Genomic DNA, 25,180 nt, shown 5'->3' on the forward strand with positions numbered 1-25,180 from the left:
GATTTCGGTTCTCGCTGGGACGGTGATTCGCTCGATCCGGTGATCATGCTTGACATCGGCGCCGAACCGGCAACGGCGTGCTGACCAGCGGTTTTGGTGGTCAGCACGCCGTTGCCGGTCAGGTGTCCAGGCGGGTGGTCAGGGTGCGAAGCAGGGGGTCGCCCGAGGTCGGCTTGGATTGGGTTCGGAGGGCTTCTTCGAGCACGTTCGCGATGTCGCCGAGGATTTGCGGCGGGGTCTCGTCGGTGATCAGGCTCCCCGCCCGGCGGGCCTCGGCTTCCGCGTTGGCCGCGTCGCCCGACTCCAGGAGGAACCTGGCGCCGCGCGCCACCAGGAACGTCTGCCAGTCCAGGTCACCCAGTTGGGCGGCCAGTTCTTCGGCGATGCCGTTCTGCTCGATCGCCGCCGCGTGCTCACCTGCCTGGACGTGCAGGAACGCCCGGATCGCGGCGATGCGCGCGGTCAGGTGGGTGCGGTGGTCGGGGTCCTCCACGGCGGGCAGGAGCTGTTCCGCCTCGGTCAGGGTGGTGGCGCACTCGGCGGCCTCCTCGTTCGGCAGCGCGGCGGCGGCTTCGACCAGGGAGCCCGCGGCTTCGGCCGGCTCCGAGACCTCCTGCCACGCCGCCGCGGCGCCCTGGTAGGCGGACGCGGCCTCCAACGGCAGGTCCAGGCGGCGCAGGACTCCCGCCAGGACGTCCAGGACCATGGCACGCCGCCACGGCTCGTCGGCCGGCACCAGGCCCAGGGCCACTTCCAGGTGCCGGCGGGCGGCCTCGATCTCGTCCAGCCGGGCGCACACCTGACCCAGGCGGTAGCGGACGGGGACGACGACGTCCGGGTCCACCTCGCCGCCGTCGATCACGCGCACGGCCTCTTCCAGGGCTTCGGCGGCCTCGACGAAGCGGCCCGCCTTCAGGTACCCGCCGGCCAGCGCGTAGCACGCCTTCGCCACGTCGTCCGGCACGCCGACCTCGTGCCCGATGGCGACCGCGTCACGCAGTTCCACCAGGTGCTCGGCCTCCAGCCCCAGCCGTTCGATCGACGCCACCCGCTGCCGGTGCGTCTCGGCCGTCCACGGTCCGCGCGGCGTGCTGAACGCGCCGACGAACTCGGCGGCGACGCGCACCGCGTCCTCCTCACCGCGCACGGTCTGGATCTTCAGCTGCAAGCGCAGCGCGTCGAACCGCACCGACGACGACGGCGCGTCCGACAGCACGGCCACGACCTCGGCGTGCGCCTCGTCCAGGCGACCCGTGCTGGCCAGGTGCTGGGCCCGGTCGCAGCGCGCCCGCGCCACCAGCTCCGGGACCTCGGCCCGGGCCAGCTCCAACGCCTCGGCGGTCAACGCGTCCAGCTCGTCGGTCTCGTCCTCGTCCGCCAGCAGGTCCGCCAGCAGCAGCCTGGTCAGCACCCGCGTGTACGCGGTGCCCGCGACCTCCGCCTCGGCCAGGCACGTGCGCGCCACCGCGACGGACGCGGCCGGCCCGTCGTCCTCGGCGCGCAGCCCGGCGCCACGCGCCCGGAACCGGTTGGCCAGGTCCTGCTCGCCGCACGTGACCAGCCGCTCGACCGCCGCGTCCAGCTCGACCAGCACCTCCGCCTTCGGCCGCACGTGCGCGCTGACGATCGCCCGCCGCGCCGCGACCAGCGCGCCCAGGGTCTCGGGCAGCAACGGGTCCAGGTCCTCCGGCAACGACCTCAGCAGCCGCATGCCGGTGATGAACTCGCCGCTGTCGAACGCGTCGCACAGCTGTTGCGCCAGCTCCACCGGGTCGGCGACGGTCACCGGGTCTTCCTCGTCCACGACGGGAGCGGGCGTGGACGGGATCGGCACGGCCAGCGCCACGGGGATCGTGTCCGGCGCGGCCAGCGTCCGCCGGATGCGGGTGCTCACCGCGTCGCTGCCGTTGCGCTCGTCGAACCTGGCCGCGATCTCCAGAGCCTGCGCCTGGAGCAGCTCGCGCAGCTCCGGCGCGGTCAGCACGGTCGTCCGCCCGTCCCGCGGCACGGCGAACTCCTCGTCCGCCGACACCCGGCTGAGCAGCAGCGCCGCGCCCGCGGCGAAGTGCATCGCCCGTGACGGGCTGGTGGAGTGGTGCACCCGGTGCAGGTGGCCGCGCAGCAGTTCCACGCCGCGCCGCACGTTGCCCGACGTCGCGCAGAACTCCAGGTGGTCGTCCAGGTAGCCGCCGACCAGGTCGTCGCGCACCAGCCGGTACGCCACCACGTGCGCCTGCCGGGCCCGGTCCACGTCGCCGAGCGCCACGAAGGCTGGCGTCAACGTGGTCAGGATGCCCTGCGGCTGGGTGGCGCAGCCGGTGTCCTGCTCCAGCTGGTGCTCGGCGTGCGCGACGGCCTCGGCGTGCCTGCCCTGCCGGATCAGGTGCCCGGCCTGCTCCTCGACGACGCACGCCTCGCAGTCGCTCATCGGGCCGCGGTCCACCGCCAGGTACTTCGCGAAGTGCTCCCGGTACGCCTCGTCGTCGCCGACGTGCGCGGCCACGTCGGCCCGTGCGCCGTGCACCGGCTGCATCGAGTACCCGAGCCGCTGGTAGCGCTCGGCGAGCTGGTCGACGAACGACCCGATCTGCGCCAGCGTGAACCGCGGGTCCGCGATCAGGCCGCTGACGATCCACTTGTGCGCCCAGTCGTAGCTGTGCGTCTCCCACTCGTCGAACGCCGTGGGGTCGCGCTGCTCGGCCGTGCCGCACCAGGCGAACGGGGCCAGCATCAGGTCGTAGCGGCCGAGGTCGTAGGCCGAGCGGATCAAGGCGATCCGGCAGCTCACGGCCAGCGGCAGGTGGTCGAGGGCGTCCGCGGCACGGGCCGCGCGCTCCAGCGCCTCGTGCCGCGCCATGCCCTCCGGCATGTGGTAGGCCTCGACGAACTGCCGCTCGGCGGCTTCCTTGTCCTCGTTCACAGGTGATCCCCCACAGCGCGGTCGAGCAGTTCCAGGAACGAGCGGTTCAGCGCCGCGGTGTCCTTCGGGCGCATCGGACGCCGTGCCTGCAGCAGTGCGTGCACGTACAGCGACTCCACGGTCAGCTCCACCAGCGCCGGGTCGGTCAGCTGCGCCAGCCGCCGCACCAGCGGGTTGCGGCAGTTGAGCACGAGCCGCTGCGCCGCGCCCGACGTCGACTCGACCAGGCTGCCCAGCAGCTCCGCCCACAGCGGGTCGGCCTGCTCGCCGACCTGCTGCGCGTCCCGCTTGCGCTCGGCTTCGACGTTCGTGACCAGCAGCGCGGGCAGCGAGCCGGGGTCGAAGTCCCGCGGCACGGCCTCGCAGTCGTGCCGCTCCAGCACGTCCTCGGCCGAGGTGAGCCGTTCGCGCAACGCGCGCTCCAGCTCGGTGTCCGGGTCGCCCAACGCGGCCAGCACCTCGCTCGGCGCGACCCGGCGCGCGGCGGTGGGGCCGTCCAGGGCGACCAGCCGTTCCATGATCTCCGCGTCGTAGGCGTAGCCCGCGTTGACCAGGCCCATGCCCTGCGCGTGCGCGACCGGCGCGAGCTGGCGGAACTCGTCCACGTCCGGCACGTGCGCGATGACGCCGTGCTTGCGGCGGAACTGGCGCAGCGACTGCGGTCCGTCGGTGGTCTCGAACGGCAGCCACCGCTCGACCAGCCGCAGCATCTCGTCGTCCACCCTGGCCAGCGACTTGATGCCCAGGTGGTGCGCGTCGAGCAGGGCCCGGGTGCGGTCGGGGTCGGTCGCGTCGAGCCGGACCAGCCAGTCGCGGACCTGGCGGCCCAGCTCCTCTCGCACGGCGAGCAGCGTCTCGTCCTGGTAGAGCGACTCGCGGCTCGCGGTGGGTCGCAGCGAGGTCGAGTCGACCACGCAGCGCACGAAGTACGCCCACTCCGGCAGCAGGCCTTCGATGGAGTCGCCGACGAGCATCCGCTTGAGGTACACGCGGTGCGACTGGCGCGCGCCGGGGTGCACGCCGCGCGGCAGCACGTAGGCGACGCCGCGCAGGCCGACCGTCGGGACCTCGACCGGGATCGCGTCGAACGGCTGGACGCCCAGCACCTTCTCGCCGTAGGCCAGGGCGTCCTCGACCCACGGCAGCTCGCCGTGGGTGACGACCTCGTCGCCGACGCGGACCGTCACCGGCAGCAGCGCGCCGTACTCGGTGACCAGCGCCTTCACCACGTCGTGCTCGAGCCAGTGCTCGGAGTCCCGGTGCGGCACCAGCTCGATCGTGGTGCCGACTGGGATGTCGGGGTCGGCGGCTGAAGTCGGATCGTCGGCTCGGCCGACGACCTCCACCTCGTAGTTGCCCGCCGCGTCGGCCGTCCACCGCACCGCCGGGCCGCCCTTGACCGAGCGGCTGACGAGCCGGATGCGCTCGGCGACCAGGAACGCCGACAGCAGGCCGACGCCGAACTGGCCGAGGAAGCCCTGGCGGGCGAAGCCCAGGTCGTCGCGCTTGGACGTGCGGCCGAGCGTGGACAGCAGGTCGTGCACCTCGCGCTCGGTCAGGCCGATGCCGGTGTCGGTGATGCGGAGGGTGCCGCCGGAGGACCCGACCGGCTCGATCACGACCTCGCCCGGCGCGTCCGGTTGCAGCGCGCGGCGGGCGGTGATCGCGTCCACCGCGTTCTGCAGCAGCTCGCGCGCGTACACGCGAGGGCTGCTGTAGAGGTGGTGGCTGAGCAGGTCGATGATCCCGCGCAGGTCGACACCGAAGGTGTGTGCCATGGGAGTGGAGTTCACCTCGGGTCAGGTCACGGGGGAGGGACGATTCTAAGGGCGTGCCGGCGGCTTGTGACCCGGTTTTCCGCTGATCGCCCGCCGGGGTCCTGCTCGCGCGGTAGAGACTGCCACGCCCCACCGACAATTCCGGCGCTGCGCCGTCGCGGACCGCGGTTCCGGCGCGATGTCGGCGCGGAGCCGTCCGACGGCGTCCGGCTCTGACGGCGACGAGGCCGGAGTCACCTGGTCGGACGGCGGTGGGGGCGGCGGATGGCCGATCACCTAGGATCGACCCGCCGCTCCGCGTGCCTCGCGGAGGGCTGACCACCAGTTGTCCGTGACGGGAGCTGTCCACCAACCATGTCCGGAGCCAACGACCCGTACGACCCCAAGCAGGTCGCGGCGCTCTCCCCGGAAGCGCTCGGCGCGGCGGTCGAGCAGGCTCGTGAGGCGTTCGCGAAGGCGGCCGACCTCGACGAGCTCGCCGCCGTGAAGCCGAGCCACCTGGGCGACCGCTCGCCGGTCCTGCTGGCCCGCCGCGAGATCGGCGCGCTGCCACCCGCCGCGAAGGCGGAGGCGGGCAAGCGGGTGAACGAGGCGCAGAACGCGGTCAAGGCCGCGTTCGAGGAGCGCCGCGCCCGGCTGCAGGCCGAGCGCGACGACCGGGTGCTGCGCGAGGAGACGGTCGACGTCACGCTGCCCTGGGACCGCGTGCCCCGCGGCGCCCGCCACCCGATCTCCACCCTCGCCGAGCGCATCGGCGACGTCTTCGTGGCCATGGGCTACGAGGTCGCCGAGGGCCCGGAGCTGGAGACCGAGTGGTTCAACTTCGACGCGTTGAACTTCGGCAAGGACCACCCGGCGCGCTCCATGCAGGACACGTTCTACGTGGCGCCCGCCGACTCCGGCCTGGTCCTGCGCACGCACACCAGCCCGGTGCAGGCCCGCACCCTGCTCGACCGCGAGCTGCCCGTGTACGTGGTGTGCCCCGGCCGCACGTTCCGCACCGACGAGCTGGACGCCACCCACACCCCCGTCTTCCACCAGGTCGAAGGCCTGGCCGTGGACAAGGGCCTGACCATGGCGCACCTGAAGGGCACGCTCGACGCGTTCGCCCGCGCCATGTTCGGCGAGGACTCCAAGACCCGCCTGCGGCCCAGCTTCTTCCCGTTCACCGAGCCGTCCGCCGAGGTGGACGTCTGGTTCCCGGAGCGCAAGGGCGGCGCGGGCTGGGTCGAGTGGGGCGGCTGCGGCATGGTCAACCCCAACGTGCTGCGCAACTGCGGCGTCGACCCCGACGTGTACTCGGGGTTCGCGTTCGGCATGGGCCTGGAGCGCACGCTGCAGTTCCGCAACGGCCTGCCCGACATGCGGGACATGGTCGAAGGCGATGTCCGCTTCACCCAGCCATTCGGAACGGAGGCCTGACCGGTGCGCATTCCGGTTACCTGGCTGGTCGAGAACCTCGAGTTCGCCGAGACGCCCACGCCCGAGCAGCTCGCCGAGGCGTTCGTCCGGATCGGCATCGAGGTCGAGGACGTCCACAAGCTCGATTCCGTCACCGGCCCGCTCGTCGCGGGTCGCGTGGTGGAGATCGAGGAGCTGACCGAGTTCAAGAAGCCGATCCGCTACTGCCAGGTCGAGGTCGGCCCGGACCAGGTCAACGGCATCGTCTGCGGCGCGTCGAACTTCCAGGAGGGCGACACCGTCGTGGTGGCGCTGCCCGGCGCGGTGCTGCCCGGCGACTTCACCATCTCCGCGCGCAAGACCTACGGCAAGACCAGCAACGGCATGATCTGCTCGGCCCGCGAGCTGGGCCTCGGCGACGACCACGCGGGGATCATGGTGCTGCCCAGCGGCACCGCGCAGCCGGGTGACGACGCCCTGGAGCTGCTCGGCCTGGGCGACACGGTGATCGAGGTCGCGCCGACGCCCGACCGCGGCTACGCGTTCTCCGTGCGCGGCCTGGCCCGCGAGATCGCGTGCGCGTTCGACGTGCCCTACCGCGACCCCGGCACGGCCGAGGTGCCCGAGGGCGAGGGCGAGGTCCTGCCGGTCGCGATCGAGGACGAGGGCGCGTGCTCCCGGTTCGTGGCCCGCCGCGTCAGCGGGGTGGACCCGACCGCGCCGACGCCGTGGTGGATGCGCCGCCGGCTGATGCTGGCGGGCATCCGGTCGATCTCCCTGCCGGTGGACGTCACCAACTACGTGATGCTGGAGCTGGGCCAGCCGCTGCACGCGTTCGACGCGGCGTCGGTCAAGGGCGGCCTGGTGGTGCGGCGCGCGGTGGCCGGCGAGAAGCTGACCACGCTGGACGAGCAGGTCCGCGTCCTGGACCCGGACGACATCGTGATCGCCGACGACACCGGTGTGATCTCGCTGGCCGGCGTGATGGGCGGCGCGAGCACCGAGGTGTCCACGACCAGCTCGGACATCCTGCTGGAAGCGGCGAACTGGGACCCGGCGTCCATCGCGCGCACGGTGCGCAGGCACAAGCTGCCCAGCGAGGCGGCGAAGCGGTTCGAGCGCACGGTGGACCCCGCGTTGGCTCCGGTGGCGCTGGAGCGCGCGGCCCGGCTGCTGGACATGTTCGGCGACGGCAGCATCAAGCCCGGCCGCACGGACGTGGGCACGCCCGCGCAGCCGAGGCCGGTGTCGATGCCGATCAACCTGCCCGACAAGGTCGCCGGGGTGAACTACGCCCGCGGCGTGACCGCGCGCAGGCTCGGTCAGATCGGCTGCCTGGTCGAGGTCACCACGGGCGACGACGGCGCGACCATGGTCACCGCGGTCCCGCCGACGTGGCGCGCGGACCTGACCCAGCCCGCGGACCTGGTGGAGGAGGTGCTGCGGCTGGAGGGCTACGACACGATCCCGTCCACGCTGCCGCCCGCGCCCGCCGGCCGGGGGTTGACCGAGCAGCAGCGCCGTCGCCGCACGGTGTCGCGCGCGTTGGCGGAGAACGGGTTCGTCGAGGTGAAGCCGTTCCCGTTCGTCGCGCCGTCGGTGTTCGACGAGCTGGGTCTGCCCGAGGGCGACGTGCGCCGCAACACGGTGAGCGTGCTGAACCCGTTGGAGTCGGACAAGCACGCGCTGGCCACCACGCTGGTGCCGGGGCTGCTGGAGACCCTGCAGCGGAACCTGGCGCGCGGCCAGAAGGACGTCGCGCTCTACTCCATCGCCCAGGTGACGTTGCCGCGCACGCAGCAGGTGCCGGTGCCGCAGGTGGGCGTGGGCGAGCGGCCGTCGGACGCGCAGGTGGCGTCGTTGCTGGCGGCGCTGCCGCAGCAGCCGGTGCACGTGGCGGCCGTGCTGGCCGGCCACCGCGAGCGGGCGGGCTGGTGGGGCAAGGGCAGGCAGGCGGACTGGGCGGACGCGGTGCAGGCCGCGCGGCTGGTCGGCCAGGCCTACGGGGTGGAGCTGACCGCGGTCGCCTCCGACCTCGCGCCGTGGCACCCCGGCCGGTGCGCCGAGCTGCGCGTCGGCGACTGGCCCGTGGGCCACGCGGGCGAGCTGCACCCGAAGGTCGTGGAGGCGCTGGGGCTGCCGAAGCGGACCGTGGTGATGGAGCTGGACCTCGACGCGCTGCCGTTGAGCGACAACCGGCCGGCGCCGGTGGTGTCGGCGTACCCGCCGGTGCTGCTGGACGTGGCCGTGGTCCTGCCGGTGGACGTGCCCGCCGAGCAGGTGGCACGGGTGCTGCGCGCGGGCGGCGGGTCGTTGCTGGAGGACATCCGGCTGTTCGACGTCTACACCGGTGACCAGGTCGGCGACGGCAAGCGGTCGCTGGCGTACTCGCTGCGGTTCCGCGCGCCGGACCGCACGTTGACCGTGGAGGAGGCGACCGCGGCGCGTGACGCGGCCGTGGCCGCCGCGGCGGAGCGCTTCGGCGCCGTGCTGAGAAGCTGACGCCGGTCTCCCGGATCCGTACCACTGCGGGTCCGGGACTACGCCGCGCGGGTGAATCACCCGGTGGCGGATACCGGAGAACGTGCAGCTCACGCACGGTCGCGTGACGTGTCAAGAGGTCCAAAGGCCTTTCTTTCCGGGTCGGCCAGGTCCTTGCGCACAGGTTGAACGTTCTCCAAGATTGGCTTCGCGGCCCGCTGGGCCGAGGGGCGAAGCGATGAACCGCCGGGCGAGTCTGGTCGCCGGTCCGACGGGGAGCTAGCGGCGAACCCACCGCCTGGAGCAGCAATCGAGTGAGGTTGCCTCATGCGCAGCTTGGGCCCGCGGATGGAAGTCGCCGTCGCCATGACCATCCTCGGCGTGGGTGCCGCCGTGGTGGCTGCCATGCACCTGACCTGGCCGGAACCCGAGCTGCCCGCGATGGCGTACTCGGTGAGCGCCGGCGAGGTGTCGGACCTCGAGCCCTTCGAGATCAACGACGTCTCCGGCGGCGCGGTCGAGCTGACGCCGGGCAGCGAGGGCTTCCGCCTGGTGCGGCTGTCGAACCCGAACACCGTGGACATCGTGGTGCTGACGCTGGAGGCCGAGCCGGGCCAGCCGTTGGACGCCGCGCGGAACCGGGTGCCGGACTGCCCGTCCGCCGTGCTGACCGTGGTGCCGATGGCCGAGCCGGTCACCATCCCGCCGGCGGGCGAGGTCGAGGTCGAGATGGTCGTGCGGATCGCGCACGACGTGCCGAGCGCGTGCAAGGACCTCGTGTTCCCGCTGACCTACTCGGGTCGGGCGGCCCGCACCTGACCGGTGCCGGCTGCCACGGGAGCGGCGACCGCCGCCGACGCCTGCCGGATCGCGGACACGGGTGAGCACGTCCGCGGAGCCGCCACCGCGGAGCGACGGTGTGTGCGACGCTTCGGCGTATGACTGCTGTGGGCGCGCGCGAGTACGACTACGACCTGTTGGTGATCGGCTCGGGCCCGGGCGGGCAGAAGGCCGCCATCGCCGGCGCCAAGCTCGGCAAGCGGGTCGCGATCGTCGACCGCGCCGACATGGTGGGCGGCGTGTGCGTGAACACCGGCACCATCCCGTCGAAGACGTTGCGCGAGGCGGTGATGTACCTGACCGGCCTGAGCCAGCGCGACCTGTACGGCGCGAGCTACCGCGTGAAGCAGGACATCACGATCAGCGACCTGCTCTCCCGCGCGCAGCACGTGATCGGCCGCGAGGTCCAGGTCGTGCGCGCGCAGCTGCACCGCAACCAGGTCGACCTGCTCACCGGCACCGCCCGGTTCGTCGACCCGCACACCGTCGCGGTGGACGGCGGGCACCGCGGCGAGCACCACCTGGTCACCGCCGGGCACGTCGTGATCGCCACCGGCACCCGTCCCGCCCGACCCGACCAGGTGGACTTCGACGAGATCCGGGTGCTGGACTCCGACGAGGTGCTCGCGCTGGAGGAGATCCCGTCGTCCCTGGTCGTGGTGGGCGCGGGCGTGATCGGCATCGAGTACGCGTCGATGTTCGCCGCGCTGGGCAGCCGGGTCACGGTGGTCGAGCAGCGCGACCGGATGCTCGACTTCTGCGACCCGGAGATCGTGGAGTCGCTGAAGTTCCACCTGCGCGACCTGTCGGTGACGTTCCGGTTCGGCGAGAAGGTCGTCAACGTCGACGTGTCCGACTCCGGCACGGTCACCACGCTGGCCAGCGGCAAGCGCATCCCGGCCGCCGCGGTGATGTACTCGGCGGGCAGGCAGGGCAACACCGAGGCGCTCGACCTCGACAAGGCCGGCCTCGAAGCGGATCACCGCGGCCGGCTGACCGTGGACGAGCACTACCGCACGCCCGTCGAGCACATCTACGCGGTCGGCGACGTGATCGGCTTCCCGGCGCTGGCCGCCACGTCGATGGACCAGGGCCGCCTCGCCGCCTACCACGCGTTCGGCGAGCAGGCGCGCGAGCTGTCCTCGTTGCAGCCGATCGGGATCTACACCATCCCCGAGATCTCCTACTGCGGCGCCACGGAAGCCGAGCTGACGTCGTCCGCGGTGCCGTACGAGGTGGGGCTGGCGCGGTACCGCGAGCTGGCGCGCGGCTCGATCGTCGGCGACGCCTACGGCATGCTCAAGCTGCTGGTGTCCACTGTGGACCGCAGGCTGCTCGGCGTGCACCTGTTCGGCACCGGCGCGACCGACCTCGTCCACATCGGGCAGGCGGTCATGGCGTGCGGCGGCACGGTGGACTACCTGGTGGACACCGTCTTCAACTACCCGACGCTGTCCGAGGCGTACAAGGTGGCCGCGTTGGACGCCACGAACAAGATGCGCGCGTTGGAGCGCTTCGGCTCCTGATCACGCGAGCCCTGATCACGTGAGCAGGGACGTGACGAGGTCGAGCCGGGCGTCGTCGACGTCACGCAGCGGCGGCACGAGCAACGTCGGCAGGCCGGCCTCGACGCCCGCGCCGTCGTGCGTCGAGCGGTCGCCGACCATCAGCGTCTCCTCGGGCGCGGTGTCGAGCTCGCGCAGCGCGATGCGGAAGATCGCCGGGTCGGGCTTCACCACGCCGTGCTCGAACGACAGCACGAACGAGTCGACCGGGAGGTCGGCGAACGCGGGCCGGATGTCGAAGTGGATGTCGCTGAGCACCCCGATCCGCACGCCGGCCTCGCGCAGCGCCCGCAACGTCGGCCCGGCGTCCACCGCGAACGGGGTGAACGCCGGGTCGGACTCCACCGCGTACAGCGAGTCGGCCAGCTCCTGGTCCAGCCCGGCCGCCCGGAACGCCCCGTAGTAGGACTCCCGGTGCAACGCGGCGTCCGCGTCGACACCGGGCGCGTCCAGCCCCGCCACGTCCAGCGACGCGATCACCTCGGCGGTCCGGCCGGTGTCGCGGCCGATCCGGCGCAACGCCTCCGCCACCCACGCGCGGAACGTGGGCGTGAGCACCAGCGTCCCCCGCCAGTCGAAGATCACGGCGCGCAGTCGTCCGGCCATCGGTGCACACTCCCTGTCATCACGGTGGGTAGTCGGTGACTCACTCGTGCGAAGGCTCGCGCACGACCGCGCCACGTCGCTACGTTTTTCCGCAGGACCCCGAGGGTTGGAGGCGGCATGACCGCGGCGCCGACGACGCCCCTGATCTACCGCCGGGTGGGGTTCGACCCCCACCCCGACCTGACGGAGATCCGCGAGGAGGGCGGGGTGCGCCGGATCGACTCGCCGGCGCTGGGCACGTCGGTGTGGGTGGTGACCCGGATCGAGGACGTCCGGCTCGTCTACAGCGACTCGCGGCGGTTCGGCATCTCGGCCCACCACCTGGTGCCCGGCGCGCCCGCGTTGACCGACGAGGAGCTGGCCGCCGTGCGGCCGGGCAACATGCTCGCGTTCGACCCGCCCGAGCACACCCGCCTGCGCCGGACGCTGGCCCCGGAGTTCACCGCCCGCCGGATGCGCCGGCTGGAACCGCGCATCCACGACATCGTGCGCGACCACCTCGACGCGATCGAGCGCAAGGGGCCGCCCGCCGACCTCGTGGCCGACTTCGCGCTGCCCGTCCCGGCGCTGGTGATCTGCGAGCTGCTCGGCGTGCCCTTCGAGGACCGCGACACCTTCCAGGACCGCTACACGAGGTACTTCGACGCGGCGCTGTCGTTCGAGGAACGGCTCGCCCTGCAGTACCAGACCAAGGCGTACCTGGCCGACCTGGTCGCGCGGGCCAGGGTCGAGCCGGGCGACGACCTGCTCGGCGTGCTCGCCCGCGACGAGGCCGCCGCCCTCGACGACCGCGAGATGATCGGCATCGCGGACCTGCTCCTGCTGGCCGGCCACGAGACCACGGCCAACATGCTCGGCCTCGGGGTGCTCGCCCTCCTGCGCCACCCCGACCAGCTCCGGCTGCTGCGCGACGAGCCCGAGCGCGCCGACGCGGCCGTGGAGGAGCTGCTGAGGTGGCTGACCGTCGTGCACACCGGCGTGCCGCGGATCACGACCGCCGAGGTGGAGCTCGGCGGTCACACCCTCGGCCCCGGCGAGCTGGTCCTCTGCTCGCTGCCCGCGGCCAACCGCGACCCCGGCCTCGTGCCGGACCCCGACGGGCTGGACATCACCCGGGACGCGGGCGGCCACGTCGCGTTCGGCCACGGCGTCCACCACTGCCTCGGCGCGCCGCTGGCCAGGATGGAGATGCGGATCGCCTTCCCCGCCCTGGCGCGCCGGTTCCCCGGCATGCGCCTGGTCGGGCCGGAACCCGACTACCGCTCCCAGCGGATCGTCTACGGCCTCGCGGCACTGCCCGTGACGTGGTGACGGCGGCGCTGCGAGCCCCCGAGGCCCGCGACGGCCGCGAGCGCGAAGCCGCCGAAGACCAGCCCGATGCCGAAGCCCGCGTCGCCGGGTCGCGCCGGCCTGCTCCCGGCGGCCGGGTCACCGGCGGGGATCGGGGCGCCGGGGAACGGGTCGCGGCCCGGGAACCCGTCGGCGTGCGGCGAGCCGAGGTCGGGCGTCGGCGCGGAGTCGCACACCACGTCCAGACCGATGACGGTCATCCCCACGATCGCGGTGAGCACGCCGACCCAGGCGAGCAAGGTCAGCCACGGCCGTGCGGCGAACGGGCCCGGACGGCCGTCGCGTCGCCGTTCGGGTGAGAAGTGCCCCCGTGCGTGCTCGTGCGGACGGTGTATCACGATGAACCCCCCAGTTCCCGTACAGGAAAGCATGACACCGGGAACCGCGCCGCCGCATTAAGCGGAACCGATTTGAGTACCTTTGCATCAGCGTGCATACTTATCCGCATGACGGTACGGATCGCGGTCGCCGGGGCCAGCGGGTACGCCGGGGGTGAGGTGCTGCGCCTCCTGCTCGGTCACCCGGACGTGGAGATCGGCGCGCTCACCGCCGGCGGCAACGCGGGCTCCCCGCTGTTCGCCCACCAGCCACACCTGCTGCCGCTGGCCGACCGGGTGCTGGAGGAGACGACCGCCGACACCCTCAAGGGCCACGACGTCGTCTTCCTCGCCCTGCCGCACGGCCGCTCGGCCGAGATCGCCGCGCAGCTGGACGACGACACGCTCGTCGTCGACTGCGGCGCGGACCACCGGCTCACCGACCCCGCCGCCTGGGACCGCTGGTACGGCGGCGCGCACGCGGGCAGCTGGCCGTACGGCCTGCCCGAGCTGCCCGGTCAGCGCGACGAGCTGCGCGGCGCCCGCCGCGTCGCCGTGCCCGGCTGCTACCCGACCGTGTCGTCGCTGGCCCTGGCGCCGGCGATGGGGCTGGTCGAGCCCGAGGTGACGGTGGTGGCCGTGTCCGGCACGTCCGGCGCGGGCAAGGCGCTCAAGCCCCACCTCCTCGGCTCCGAGGTGATGGGCTCGCTCAGCGCTTACGGCGTCGGCGGCGCGCACCGGCACACCCCGGAGATCACGCAGAACCTGTCCAAGGTCGCCGACGAGCCGGTCCGGGTCTCGTTCACCCCGGTGCTGGCGCCGTTGCCGAGGGGCATCCTGGCCACCTGCTCGGCGACGCTCAAGGACGGTGAGGCGGACGTCCGCGCCGCGTACGAGAAGGCCTACGCCGACGAGCCGTTCGTGCACCTGCTGCCGGAGGGCCACTGGCCGACCACGGCCGCGGTGCTCGGCTCGAACGCCGTGCAGCTGCAGGTGGCCGTCGACCGCGACGTGAACCGGCTGGTCGTGGTGGCCGCGATCGACAACCTGGCGAAGGGCACCGCGGGCGCGGCGGTGCAGTGCATGAACCTGGCGCTCGGCCTGCCGGAGACCACCGGCCTGTCCACCGTCGGAGTGGCCCCGTGAACCGCGGCACGACCGACGCGTCCACCGGGGGAGCGGCCCCGACCGCGCACAGCGGGACACCCGCACCCGAGCGCCACAAAGGCGTGACCGGGCCGAAGGGCTTCAAGGCCGCGGGCGTCGCGGCCGGCATCAAGGAGTCCGGCGCGCTCGACCTGGCGCTGGTCGTCAACGAAGGACCCGGCCAGGCCGCCGCGGGCGTCTTCACCACCAACCAGGTGAAGGCCGCGCCCGTGCTGTGGTCCCAGCAGGTGCTCAAGGAGCGCAAGCTCCACGCCGTCGTGCTGAACTCCGGCGGCGCGAACGCGTGCACCGGTCCCGAGGGCTTCCAGGACACCCACGCCACCGCCGAGAAGGTCGCCGCGGTGCTGGACGTCGGCGCGATCGAGGTCGCGGTGTGCTCCACCGGCCTGATCGGCGAGCGCCTGCCGATGGACAACCTCAAGGCGGGCGTGGACAGGGCGGCCCGGGAACTCGCCGCGGGCGACCAGGCGGACCTGAACGCCGCCACCGCCGTGATGACCACCGACACCCACCCCAAGCAGTGCTGGCAGGGTCACCCGGACGGGTGGTCGGTCGGCGGGTTCGCCAAGGGCGCGGGCATGCTCTCGCCGAACATGGCCACGATGCTCAGCGTCATCACCACCGACGCGGTGATCGACGGCGACGCCCTGGACGCGGCCCTGCGCGCGGTGACCACCAAGACCTACGACCGGCTCGACGTGGACGGCGGCACGTCCACCAACGACACCGTGCTGGTCCTCGCCTCCGGCGCCTCCGGCGTCACGCCGACCGCCGAGCAGTTCGCCGACGTGCTGACCGCCGTGGCGCAGGACCTGGTCAAGCAGCTCCAAGGCGACGCGGAGGGCGCGACCAAGGAGGTCGCCATCACGGTCAACGGCGCGCTCACCGAAGCCGAGGCGGTCGTGGTCGCCAAGACCGTCGCCGAGGACAACCTGGTCAAGACCGCGCTGTTCGGGTCGGACCCGAACTGGGGCCGGATCGCGATGGCCGTCGGCCGCTCGCCCGCCACCGTCGACCAGCACAAGCTCGGCATCGCGATCAACGGCGTCACGCTGTTCGCGGACGGCCACCAGGCCGCCGACCGGAGTGAGGCCGACCTGTCCGGCCGCGACGTCGCCATCGTGGTCGACCTGAACCTCGGCGACGGCACGGCCACCGTGCTCACCACGGACCTGTCGCACGGGTACGTCGAAGAGAACAGCGCGTACAGCTCATGATCACGCCGCAGGCCAAGGCCGGGATCCTGATCGAGGCGCTGCCGTGGCTGCAGCGCTTCCGCGGCGCGATCGTGGTCGTCAAGTACGGCGGCAACGCCATGGTGGACGACGAGCTGAAGCGCGCGTTCGCGCAGGACATGGTGTTCCTCAAGCTCGCGGGCCTGCACCCGGTCGTGGTGCACGGCGGCGGGCCGCAGATCGCCGCGATGCTCAAGCGGCTCGGCATCGACAGCGAGTTCCGCGGCGGCCTGCGCGTCACCACGCCGGAGGCCATGGACGTGGTCCGGATGGTGCTGGTCGGCCAGGTGCAGCGCGAGCTCGTCGGCCTGATCAACTCCCACGGCCCGCTCGCGGTCGGCCTGTCCGGCGAGGACGCCCACCTGCTGACCGCCGCCCGGCGACCGGCCATCGTGGACGGCGCGCCGGTCGACATCGGCCTGGTCGGCGACATCGTGGACGTCAACCCGGACGCGGTGCTCGACATCGTGCGCGCGGGCCGCATCCCGGTCGTGTCCACGGTCGCGCCGGACGCCGACGGCGTGGTGCACAACGTCAACGCCGACACGGCGGCGGGCGCGGTGGCCGTGGCGCTGAAGGCCGAGAAGCTGGTCGTGCTCACCGACGTCGAGGGCCTGTACGCGGACTGGCCGGACAAGAGCTCGCTGCTGCACCGGGTGGACGCCGAGCGGCTGGAGAAGATGCTGCCGGACCTGGACAGCGGCATGGTGCCGAAGATGGAGGCCTGCCTGCGCGCGGTGCGCGGCGGCGTCCCCGAGGCGCACGTGATCGACGGCAGGCTGGCGCACTCGGTGTTGTTGGAGGTCTTCACCTCCGAGGGCGTCGGAACGATGGTGACCGAACGGACTGGGGCGGGCGAGGCATGAGCGAGAGCCAGGATCAGCAGCGGTGGCAGGCCGCGATGATGAACAACTACGGCACGCCCGGCCTGACCCTGACCCGAGGTGAGGGCGCGCACGTCTGGGACGCCGACGGCAACCGCTACCTGGACCTGCTGACCGGCATCGCGGTCAACGCGCTCGGCCACGCGCACCCGGCGATCGTGGCCGCGGTGACCGAGCAGATCGCCAAGATCGGCCACACCTCCAACCTCTACATCAACGAGCCCGCGCTCAAGCTCGCCGAACGGCTGCTCGACCTGTCCGGTGTAGACGGTGACGGCCGGGTGCTGTTCTGCAACTCCGGCGCGGAGGCCAACGAGGCCGCGTTCAAGCTGAGCCGCCGCACCGGCCGCACCAAGGTCGTGTCGACCGACGGCGGTTTCCACGGCCGCACCATGGGCGCGCTGGCGCTGACCGGCCAGCCCAAGAAGCGCGAGCCGTTCGAGCCGCTGGTCCCCGGCGTCGTGCACATCCCGTACGGCGACGTGGCCGCGCTGGAAGCCGCGGTCGACGACGAGACCGCCGCGTTCATCGTGGAGCCGATCCAGGGCGAGAACGGCGTCGTCGTGCCGCCCGAGGGCTACCTCGAAGCGGCCCGCCGGATCACCGCCGAGCACGGCGCGCTGCTCGTCCTCGACGAGGTGCAGACCGGCGTCGGGCGCCTGGGCACCTGGTTCGCGTTCCACCAGGTCGGGATCGTCCCCGACGTGATCACGCTGGCCAAGGGCCTCGGCGGCGGACTGCCGCTCGGCGCGTGCATCGCGGTGGGCCCGGCCAAGGACCTGTTCGAGCCCGGCCAGCACGGCACCACGTTCGGCGGCAACCCGGTGTGCTGCGCCGCCGCGCTCGCGGTGCTCGACACGATCGCCGCCGACGGCCTGCTGGAGCACACCGCCGCGGTCGGCAAGGAGATCGCGACCGGCGTCGAGGCCCTGGACCACCCGCTCATCTCCGGGGTGCGGGGCGCCGGCCTGCTGCTCGGCATCACGCTGCGCGAGGCGGTCTCGGCGAAGGCCGCGGCGGCCGCGCAGCAGGCCGGCTACCTGATCAACCCGATCCAGCCCGACGTCATCCGCCTGGCGCCGCCGCTGGTGCTGGACGAGGCGGACGCCCACCGACTGGTGGCCGACTTGCCCTCGTTCTTCCCCACCCCAGGCCAGGAGCCGTGATGGTGCGCCACTTCCTGCGTGACGACGACCTGACCCCCGACGAGCAGGCCGCGGTCCTCGACCTGGCCGACGGCTACAAGGCCGACCGGCTGACCGCCAAGCCGCTGGCCGGGCCCAAGTCCGTCGCGGTGATCTTCGAGAAGAACTCCACCCGCACCCGCCTGTCGTTCGAGGTCGGCATCGCCCAGCTCGGCGGCAACCCGGTGATCATCGACGGCCGGTCCATGCAGCTGGGCCGAGAGGAGACCATCGAGGACACGTCCCGGATCCTGTCCGGGTACGTGGACGCGGTGATCTGGCGGACGTTCGCGCAGAAGCGCATCGACGCGATGGCGTCGGTGTCCCGCATCCCGGTGATCAACGCGCTGACCGACGAGTTCCACCCCTGCCAGGTGCTGGCCGACCTGCAGACCATCCGGCGCGTGCACGGCGGGCTCGCCGGCCTCACCGTCACCTACCTCGGCGACGGCGCGAACAACATGTCCCACTCGATGCTGCTCGGCGGCGTCACGGCGGGCATGCACGTGCGGATCGCCGCGCCCGCGCTGTTCCAGCCGCTGCCCTGGGTGCTGGACGACGCGCGCAAGCGCGCCGCGGACACCGGCGGCTCGGTGATCGTGGTCGAGGACCCGCGCGAGGCGGTGGACGGCGCGGACGTGCTGGTCACCGACACCTGGACGTCGATGGGCCAGGAGAACGACGGCCGCGACCGGATGCGCCCGTTCCGGCCCTACCAGCTCAACGCCGACCTCGTGGCCGCGACCGGCGTGAAGACGACCGTGCTGCACTGCCTGCCCGCCCACCGCGGCCAGGAGATCACCGACGACGTGCTCGACGGCCCGGACAGCGCGGTGTGGGACGAGGCCGAGAACCGGCTGCACGCCCAGAAGGCGCTGCTCGTGTGGTTGTTGGAGCAGTCGCGATGACCCGGACCGCGCGGCAGGCCCGCATCGTCGAACTGGTCGCCCAACGCGCCATCCGCAGCCAGTCGGAACTGGCGAAGACGCTGGCGGTGGAAGGCATCGAGGTCACCCAGGCCACGCTGTCGCGCGACCTGGACGAGCTGGGCGCGGTCAAGCTGCGCGGACCCGACGGCGGCGCGCCCGTCTACGTCATCCCCGAGGACGGCAGCCCGGTGCGCGGCGTGCAAGGGGGCACGTCGCGCCTCACCAGGGTGCTCGCCGAACTGCTCGTGTCGGTGGACCACTCCGGCAACCTCGCCGTCCTGCGCACCCCGCCCGGCGCGGCCCAGTTCCTGGCCAGCGCGCTGGACCGGGCCGCGCTGCACGACATCGTCGGCACCATCGCCGGTGACGACACCATCCTCGCCGTGGCCAGGGAACCCCTCACCGGCGCGGACCTGGCCGCCAGGGTGACCGCGCTCGCCGCGGGCGACAACGAGGCGCAGCCGGGGGAACCCCATGAGTGAGCGGGTCGTCCTCGCGTGCTCCGGCGGGTTCGACACCCCGGTCGCCATCGGCCGGCTCGCCGAGGAGACCGGCGCCGAGGTCGTCGCCGTCGTGGTCGACCTCGGCCGGGGCGGCGAGGACCTGGAGACCATCCGCCGCCGGGCGCTGGACCGCGGCGCGGTCGAGGCCGTGGTCACCGACGCCCGCGACGAGTTCGCCGACCACTACTGCCTGCCCGCGCTGCGCGCCAACGCCCTGCACCCGGTGTCGGCGCTGTTCGCGCCGCTCGTCGCCGAGCACGTGGTCGAGGCCGCCCGCCGGCACGGCGCGACGACCGTGGCGCACGACCGCGCCGGCGCCGACCGGATCCGCTTCGAGTCCGGTGTCACCGCCCTCGCGCCCGACCTCGAGGTCGTCGCCGTCGCACCGGCCGGCGCCCCGGCGGACCACGGCCCGGTGGGCCGGATCGAGCCGGGCGACCCCGAGGAGCTCGTGCTCGCGTTCGACCGGGGCACGCCGGTCGCCATCGACGGCGAGACCGTGACCATGCCGCAAGCCGTCCGGGAGCTGAACCGGAGGGCGGGCGTCTCGGGGGTCGGCCGCCTCACCGGCGTCCGGGCCTACGAGACGCCCGGCGCGAGCGCGTTGACCACCGCTCACCAACAGCTGGAGGACGTCACCCTGGAGCCCGACCTGCTCCGCTTCAAGCGGCGGGTCGAGCGGCGCTGGGGTGCACTGGTGCACGAAGGTCTGTGGTTCTCCCCGCTCAAGCAGGCGTTGGACAGCTTCATCGACAGCACCCAGCGGCACGTGTCCGGCGAGGTCCGGCTCGTGCTGCACGGTGGCCGCGCGGTCGTCACCGGCCGGCGCGGCGAGGAGCCGCTGTCCGACCTCGCCCCGGGCTCGGGAAGATCGCGGAACCTGCCGGACAAGATCGCCGCGACGTAGGGATTCGATCACGTGAGCTCATTGTGGGGTGGCCGGTTCGCCGGAGGACCGGCGGAGGCGATGGCGCGGCTGTCCGCGTCGACGCACTTCGACTGGCGACTCGCCCCGTACGACATCAGGGGTTCCCGCGCGCACGCCCGCGTGCTGCGCCGGGCCGGTCTGCTGACCGCCGACGAACTGGAGCGCATGCTCGCGGCGCTGGACGCGCTGGAAGCCGACGTGGCGGCCGGGTCGTTCACCCCGACGGTGGCCGACGAGGACGTGCACACCGCGCTGGAGCGCGGCCTGATCGAGCGCGCCGGACCGGAGCTGGGCGGCAAGCTGCGCGCCGGCCGGTCCCGCAACGACCAGGTGGCCACGCTGTTCCGGATGTGGCTGCGCGACGCCGCCCAGCGGGTGTCGGCGGGCGTGCTCGACGTGGTCGAGGCGCTGGCCGACCAGGCGTCCGCGCACGCCACCGCCGTCATGCCCGGCCGCACGCACCTCCAGTCCGCCCAGCCCGTGCTGCTGGCGCACCACCTGCTCGCCCACGGCCAGGCGCTGCTGCGCGACGTCGACCGGCTGCGCGACTGGGACAAGCGGACCGCCGTGTCGCCGTACGGCTCGGGCGCGCTGGCCGGCTCGTCGCTGGGCCTCGACCCGGCCGCCGTGGCCGAGGAGCTGGGCTTCGACGGTCCGGTGGAGAACTCCATCGACGGCACCGCGTCGCGCGACTTCGCAGCCGAGATCGCGTTCGTGCTGGCCATGATCGGCGTCGACCTGTCGAGGATCGCCGAAGAGGTGATCATCTGGACCACCGCCGAGTTCCGCTTCGCCGTGCTGGACGACGCGTGGGCCACCGGCAGCTCGATCATGCCGCAGAAGAAGAACCCCGACGTCGCCGAGCTGACCAGGGGCAAGTCCGGCCGGCTCATCGGCAACCTGACCGGGCTGCTGGCGACGCTGAAGGCGCAGCCGCTGGCCTACAACCGGGACCTCCAGGAGGACAAGGAGCCGCTGTTCGACTCGGTCGAGCAGCTGGAACTGCTGCTGCCCGCGCTGGCCGGGATGATCGCCACCACGCGGTTCGACACCGAGCGGATGGCGGTGCTGGCGCCCGCCGGGTTCACCCTGGCCACCGACATCGCCGAGTGGCTGGTGCGGCAGGGCGTGCCGTTCCGGGTGGCGCACGAGGCGGCGGGCGAGTGCGTCCGGGTGGCCGAGGGGCGCGGCGTCGGGCTGGAGGACCTCACCGATGAGGAGTTCGCCACGATCTCTCCCGCGTTGACGCCCGAGGTGCGTAGCGTGTTGACCGTGGAAGGGTCCATCGCGTCACGGGACGCGCACGGCGGCACCGCGCCCGACCGGGTCTCCGAGCAGCTGAAGAGGTTGCGCGACAAGGTGTCCGTTGCCCGCAACGCCTAGGCAGCTCACCGAGCGGGAGCTCGCGGTCGACCCCGTCGACGCCGCGCGGCTCCTGCTCGGGAGCGTCATCGAGTCGACCACCGACGACGGCGTGGTCGGGCTGCGGATCGTGGAGGTCGAGGCGTACCGGGGCGGCGACGACCCGGCCTCGCACTGCTACCGGGGCCGCACGCCGCGCAACGACGTGATGTTCGGCCCGGCCGGTCGGCTCTACGTGTACTTCGTCTACGGCATGCACTTCTGCGCGAACGTCGTGTCGCTGACCGACGGCGTGCCCGGCGCGGTGCTGCTGCGCGCCGGCGAGGTGGTGACCGGGTCGGCGCTGGCGCACGCCCGCCGCCCGACCGCGCGCAACGCCGCCGAACTGGCCAAGGGCCCGGCCCGGCTGACCGGCGTGCTCGGGCTCGACCGCGTGCACAACGGCGTGAACCTGACCGAGCCGGACGCGACCGTGCGGCTGCTGGCCGGCGAGCCGGTGGACGACGCCGACATCCGCACCGGCCCGCGCGTGGGCGTGGCCGTCGCGGTGGACGTGCCGTGGCGGTTCTGGATCGACTCGCCCGCCGTCAGCGCCTACCGCCGGGGCACCCGCCGGACGCGCGTCGTCACCTGAGGCCCTTTTCCGGGACCACGGTGGACGTCGAAGAGCTGCTCGCGCGGGACGTCTCCTAGACCTCGCCGAAGACGTGGGCGCCCGGCGCGTCCGCGTCGTCGCCCGCCCAGAACTCCACCCAGTGCTGCACGAACTCGGACTTCGAGATCGAGCCGTCGCCGTCGAGGTCGAGCCGGGCGAAGACGGCGTCGGTCGGGGCGTCGTCGCCGGTCCAGGCGTGGATCATCCGGCCGTACTCGGGCGCGGACACCAGGCCGTCGCCGTCCTCGTCCACCGCCTCGAACATCGACTCCGCCGTGGCCACCACCAGGTCGAGCATGGTGCCGAGGTCCTCCACCACGGTCAGCACCTCGTCCACCGTGACCTTGTCGTCGCGGTCGTGGTCGGACGCCGCACGCAGCGCGTCCCACCAGCCCATCATGATCTCCCGCAACCGTTCCGGGTCGGCCGCGCCCCGGAGGTGCACCCACCGGTCCGTCAACGCCTCGAAATCGGCTCGCTCGAGGAACCCGTCACCGTTCGAGTCCATCGCGGTGAACACGATGGAGGTCTTCTTCCGCTGCAAGTCGCTGGCCACGCAAGCAAACTTGGTCGGGGAACGCCACGAGGACAATTGACCAGCCGGGGCAAACCTCTGCGCGCCCGAGTGACATCGCGGTGACGGTCGGTAGTGCCTGGTCGGGCGCAAGGAGACACGCCGCCCGACCGCCCGTCACCCACACCGGCGGGGCGGACTAGCGCACCGTGCGGCGGTACCAGACGCGGCGCTCGTGCGCGGGCAACGCCAGCCGGCTGATCACGCTGGTCAGCACCGCGCCGATCAGCAGCCACAGCAACGCGGCCAGGCCGTCGTTGAACAACGTCCGCACACCGACGTTCGCGGGCGTGAACAGGTCGCGCAGGCCCAGCGACACCGCCGCCGACCACGAGTCGATCAGCTGCGCGAACCCGTTCGCCGGGTTGGCACCGCCGATCACCAGGAAGATGTGGATCGCCAGCACGATCGCGAACAGCCAGCACAGCAGGTCGATGACGGCGCACACCACGCGCACGGCGCGCACGCGGCCGTCACCGCGCTCGACGACCTCCTCCTCGCGCGGGTAGGGCGATTCCTCCCGGTACACGGGCTCGGCCGGGCGCAGCTGCTCGGTGGGACGGTCGGCGGGACGTCTGTCGCGGTTCGGGTAGGTCATCGGCCGTGGTCCTCTCGGTAGAGCCCCTCGCCGACTACCCGCCGGCGGCACCGCCTCAAACTGCTTTGACCAGGTGGAGGAGAATGGCTGCCCGTGAGCGAGCACATCCTCGACGAGCTGTCCTGGCGCGGCCTGATCGCGCAGTCCACCGACCTCGACGCGCTGCGGAAGGATCTCGACGCCGGTCCGCTCACCCTCTATGCCGGGTTCGACCCGACCGCGCCCAGCCTGCACGCCGGCAACCTCGTCCCGCTGCTCATGCTGCGCCGCTTCCAGCGCGCCGGGCACCGGCCGATCGTCCTCGCTGGCGGCGCCACCGGCATGATCGGCGACCCGCGCGACACGGCGGAGCGCACGCTGAACTCGCTGGACACCGTCGCCGAGTGGGCCGGGCGCATCCGGGGCCAGCTGGAGCGGTTCGTCGAGTTCGACGACGGCCCCACCGGCGCGATCGTGGTCAACAACCTGGACTGGACCGGGAACGTCTCGGTGCTGGAGTTCCTGCGCGACGTCGGCAAGCACTTCTCGATCAACGTCATGCTCGCCCGCGAGACGGTCAAGCGCCGCCTCGAGGGCGACGGCATGTCGTACACCGAGTTCAGCTACCTGCTCCTGCAGTCGCACGACTACCTCCAGCTCAACCGGAAGTACGGGACCAGGCTCCAGGTGGGCGGCTCCGACCAGTGGGGCAACATCATCGGCGGCGTCGACCTGGTCCGGAAGGTCGACGGGCGGTCCGTGCACGCGCTGACCGCGCCGCTGGTGACCGACGCCGACGGCCGCAAGTTCGGCAAATCCACCGGCGGCGGCAACGTGTGGCTCGACCCGCAGATGACCTCGCCGTACGCCTGGTACCAGTACTTCGTGAACGTGGGCGACGCCGACGTGCTCCGCTACCTGCGGCTGTTCACCTTCCTGTCCCAGGAGGAGATGGCCGAGCTGGAGAGGCAGACCGCCGAGGCCCCGCACCTGCGCGCCGCGCAGAAGAAGCTGGCCGAGGAGTTCACCAACCTGGTGCACGGCGAGCACGAGACGCGGCAGGTCATCGCGGCGAGCCAGGCCCTGTTCGGCCGCGGCGAGCTGCGCGAGCTCGACCTGTCGACGCTGGTGGCCGCGATGGCCGAGGCGCCGACCGGCGAGGTCCGCCTGGCCGACGCGCCGACCATCGTCGACCTGCTGGTGAGCTCCGGGTTGGCGGACAGCAAGGGCGCGGCGCGGCGCACCGTGAAGGAAGGCGGCGCGTACGTGAACAACTCCAAGGTCACCGACGAGGAGTGGGTGCCCGCCAAGGAGGACCTGCTCCACGGGGAGTGGCTGGTCGTCCGGCGCGGCAAGCGCAACACCGCCGGGGTGCGGGTGCTCCTCTGACCTGCGCGAACAGGCTCTCCGAGCGTGACGTCGAAGGCCGTCGGTCCCACCTGGACCGGTGGCCTTCGCCCCGTTCGAGTGTGATCGCGGTCACACTGTTGCCGGTGGGCCGGGTCGGATAGCGTGGACTGGAGTGCGGCACGGGCTGCTGACCTGCGGTTTCAGCCTGTGGCGCGGCGCTGCGCCCCCGATTTGACCTCCGGTTCGGCTGCGTGTAACTTTCTCCATGTCAGCGCGGAACGGGCCGGGAACACCGGAACGGAGTGCGGCAGGTCACGAACCAAGCTCCCGCTAGCGTGGTAGAGTGGGTGACCGCGGAACGGAAGACCCAGTCGAGGCTCGTCTGAGCCCAGCGACCAGGGCGTCTTGTTTCCCGATACAAGCTTTAGCTGAATCACAAGCCTCGGATCGAGCCGCGTCACAGCGGTGAGTGATGATGTGCGCGTGTTCTTTGAGAACTCAACAGCGTGCCGAATAGCCAGTAAATTTATGAACCTCGTCAAGAGGTTTCCTTTGAGATTGTTACTGGACAACT

General features: G+C 72.5%; 21 protein-coding genes. 15 read left to right on the forward strand and 6 right to left on the reverse strand.

What is annotated here, in order from left to right:
• Nucleotides 1–118: 118 nt before the first annotated feature.
• Together AB0H12_RS08375 and AB0H12_RS08380 are read right to left on the reverse strand one after the other, a co-directional pair.
• Nucleotides 119–2,920 carry a hypothetical protein gene (locus AB0H12_RS08375; RefSeq protein ID WP_499621737.1) on the reverse strand — a complete coding sequence of 934 codons (2,802 nt, stop codon included), beginning with the start codon at nt 2,918–2,920 and terminating at the stop codon, nt 119–121.
• A complete protein-coding gene (locus tag AB0H12_RS08380; protein WP_499621738.1) occupies nt 2,917–4,698 on the reverse strand; it encodes an HSP90 family protein in 1,782 nt (593 codons plus the stop codon). Before AB0H12_RS08380 ends, AB0H12_RS08375 begins: the two co-directional genes overlap by 4 nt.
• Before the next feature lie 354 nt (nt 4,699–5,052).
• Between AB0H12_RS08380 and pheS the strand changes: the two genes are divergently transcribed.
• The 4 genes from pheS (at nt 5,053) to sthA (ending at nt 10,946) form a co-directional block, all read left to right on the forward strand.
• The gene (pheS, locus tag AB0H12_RS08385) at nt 5,053–6,120 is read left to right on the forward strand and encodes a phenylalanine--tRNA ligase subunit alpha (protein ID WP_499621739.1); all 1,068 of its coding nucleotides are present in this window, start codon (nt 5,053–5,055) and stop codon (nt 6,118–6,120) included.
• A gap of 3 nt (nt 6,121–6,123) precedes the next feature.
• Nucleotides 6,124–8,601: a phenylalanine--tRNA ligase subunit beta gene (gene pheT / locus AB0H12_RS08390; RefSeq protein WP_499621740.1), complete on the forward strand. Its 2,478-nt coding sequence runs from the start codon at nt 6,124–6,126 to the stop codon at nt 8,599–8,601.
• Nucleotides 8,602–8,907: 306 nt separating this feature from the next.
• Nucleotides 8,908–9,399, forward strand: a complete 492-nt coding sequence (locus tag AB0H12_RS08395) for a hypothetical protein (RefSeq protein WP_499621741.1) — start codon at nt 8,908–8,910, stop codon at nt 9,397–9,399.
• Between the two features lie 119 nt (nt 9,400–9,518).
• Entirely contained in the window at nt 9,519–10,946 is a 1,428-nt protein-coding gene (gene sthA / locus AB0H12_RS08400) for a Si-specific NAD(P)(+) transhydrogenase (protein ID WP_499621743.1), read from the forward strand.
• Nucleotides 10,947–10,961: 15 nt separating this feature from the next.
• Here the strand turns inward: sthA and AB0H12_RS08405 are convergent, their stop codons facing one another.
• Complete coding sequence (locus tag AB0H12_RS08405; RefSeq protein ID WP_499621744.1) at nt 10,962–11,591, reverse strand: HAD family hydrolase; 630 nt, start codon at nt 11,589–11,591, stop codon at nt 10,962–10,964.
• 117 nt (nt 11,592–11,708) lie between these two features.
• Here AB0H12_RS08405 and AB0H12_RS08410 point away from each other — a divergent pair, with 117 nt between their 5' ends.
• Nucleotides 11,709–12,902 carry a cytochrome P450 gene (locus AB0H12_RS08410; RefSeq protein WP_499621746.1) on the forward strand — a complete coding sequence of 398 codons (1,194 nt, stop codon included), beginning with the start codon at nt 11,709–11,711 and terminating at the stop codon, nt 12,900–12,902.
• Here AB0H12_RS08410 and AB0H12_RS08415 read toward each other — a convergent pair.
• Complete coding sequence (locus AB0H12_RS08415) at nt 12,869–13,279, reverse strand: hypothetical protein (protein ID WP_499621747.1); 411 nt, start codon at nt 13,277–13,279, stop codon at nt 12,869–12,871. The genes AB0H12_RS08410 and AB0H12_RS08415 overlap by 34 nt on opposite strands.
• Nucleotides 13,280–13,387: 108 nt before the next feature.
• On the opposite strand from AB0H12_RS08415, the gene argC reads away from it, so the two are divergent.
• The 9 genes from argC to AB0H12_RS08460 all read left to right on the forward strand — a co-directional run bounded on the left by argC (nt 13,388) and on the right by AB0H12_RS08460 (nt 22,084).
• Nucleotides 13,388–14,404, forward strand: coding sequence for an N-acetyl-gamma-glutamyl-phosphate reductase (gene argC, locus AB0H12_RS08420; RefSeq protein ID WP_499621748.1), 1,017 nt, complete (start codon nt 13,388–13,390; stop codon nt 14,402–14,404).
• Nucleotides 14,405–14,487: 83 nt separating this feature from the next.
• Nucleotides 14,488–15,642, forward strand: a complete 1,155-nt coding sequence (gene argJ, locus AB0H12_RS08425; protein WP_499621804.1) for a bifunctional glutamate N-acetyltransferase/amino-acid acetyltransferase ArgJ — start codon at nt 14,488–14,490, stop codon at nt 15,640–15,642.
• On the forward strand, nt 15,639–16,526 hold the full coding sequence (gene argB / locus AB0H12_RS08430) for an acetylglutamate kinase (protein ID WP_230572582.1): 888 nt from the start codon (nt 15,639–15,641) through the stop codon (nt 16,524–16,526). Before argJ ends, argB begins: the two co-directional genes overlap by 4 nt.
• Nucleotides 16,523–17,710, forward strand: coding sequence for an acetylornithine transaminase (locus tag AB0H12_RS08435; RefSeq protein ID WP_499621749.1), 1,188 nt, complete (start codon nt 16,523–16,525; stop codon nt 17,708–17,710). The genes argB and AB0H12_RS08435 overlap by 4 nt, the downstream gene beginning before the upstream one ends.
• On the forward strand, nt 17,710–18,636 hold the full coding sequence (gene argF / locus AB0H12_RS08440) for an ornithine carbamoyltransferase (protein WP_499621750.1): 927 nt from the start codon (nt 17,710–17,712) through the stop codon (nt 18,634–18,636). Before AB0H12_RS08435 ends, argF begins: the two co-directional genes overlap by 1 nt.
• Nucleotides 18,633–19,139, forward strand: coding sequence for an arginine repressor (locus tag AB0H12_RS08445; RefSeq protein ID WP_499621751.1), 507 nt, complete (start codon nt 18,633–18,635; stop codon nt 19,137–19,139). Before argF ends, AB0H12_RS08445 begins: the two co-directional genes overlap by 4 nt.
• Nucleotides 19,132–20,067, forward strand: coding sequence for an argininosuccinate synthase domain-containing protein (locus AB0H12_RS08450; RefSeq protein ID WP_499621753.1), 936 nt, complete (start codon nt 19,132–19,134; stop codon nt 20,065–20,067). Before AB0H12_RS08445 ends, AB0H12_RS08450 begins: the two co-directional genes overlap by 8 nt.
• A 60-nt stretch (nt 20,068–20,127) precedes the next feature.
• On the forward strand, nt 20,128–21,471 hold the full coding sequence (argH, locus tag AB0H12_RS08455; RefSeq protein ID WP_499621805.1) for an argininosuccinate lyase: 1,344 nt from the start codon (nt 20,128–20,130) through the stop codon (nt 21,469–21,471).
• The gene (locus AB0H12_RS08460; RefSeq protein WP_499621755.1) at nt 21,455–22,084 is read left to right on the forward strand and encodes a DNA-3-methyladenine glycosylase; all 630 of its coding nucleotides are present in this window, start codon (nt 21,455–21,457) and stop codon (nt 22,082–22,084) included. The genes argH and AB0H12_RS08460 overlap by 17 nt, the downstream gene beginning before the upstream one ends.
• Nucleotides 22,085–22,139: 55 nt before the next feature.
• Here AB0H12_RS08460 and AB0H12_RS08465 read toward each other — a convergent pair whose 3' ends face one another.
• Both AB0H12_RS08465 and AB0H12_RS08470 read right to left on the reverse strand, forming a co-directional pair.
• A complete protein-coding gene (locus tag AB0H12_RS08465; protein ID WP_499621757.1) occupies nt 22,140–22,661 on the reverse strand; it encodes an EF-hand domain-containing protein in 522 nt (173 codons plus the stop codon).
• 157 nt (nt 22,662–22,818) lie between these two features.
• On the reverse strand, nt 22,819–23,277 hold the full coding sequence (locus tag AB0H12_RS08470; RefSeq protein ID WP_499621759.1) for a hypothetical protein: 459 nt from the start codon (nt 23,275–23,277) through the stop codon (nt 22,819–22,821).
• Between the two features lie 93 nt (nt 23,278–23,370).
• Between AB0H12_RS08470 and tyrS the strand changes: the two genes are divergently transcribed.
• Nucleotides 23,371–24,645, forward strand: a complete 1,275-nt coding sequence (tyrS, locus tag AB0H12_RS08475) for a tyrosine--tRNA ligase (RefSeq protein WP_499621760.1) — start codon at nt 23,371–23,373, stop codon at nt 24,643–24,645.
• The last annotated feature ends 535 nt before the right edge of the window (nt 24,646–25,180 follow it).

The organism is Actinosynnema sp. NPDC023794 (genome assembly GCF_040639675.1).
In the GTDB taxonomy this organism is placed as follows: Bacteria; Actinomycetota; Actinomycetes; order Mycobacteriales; family Pseudonocardiaceae; genus Actinosynnema; species Actinosynnema luteola.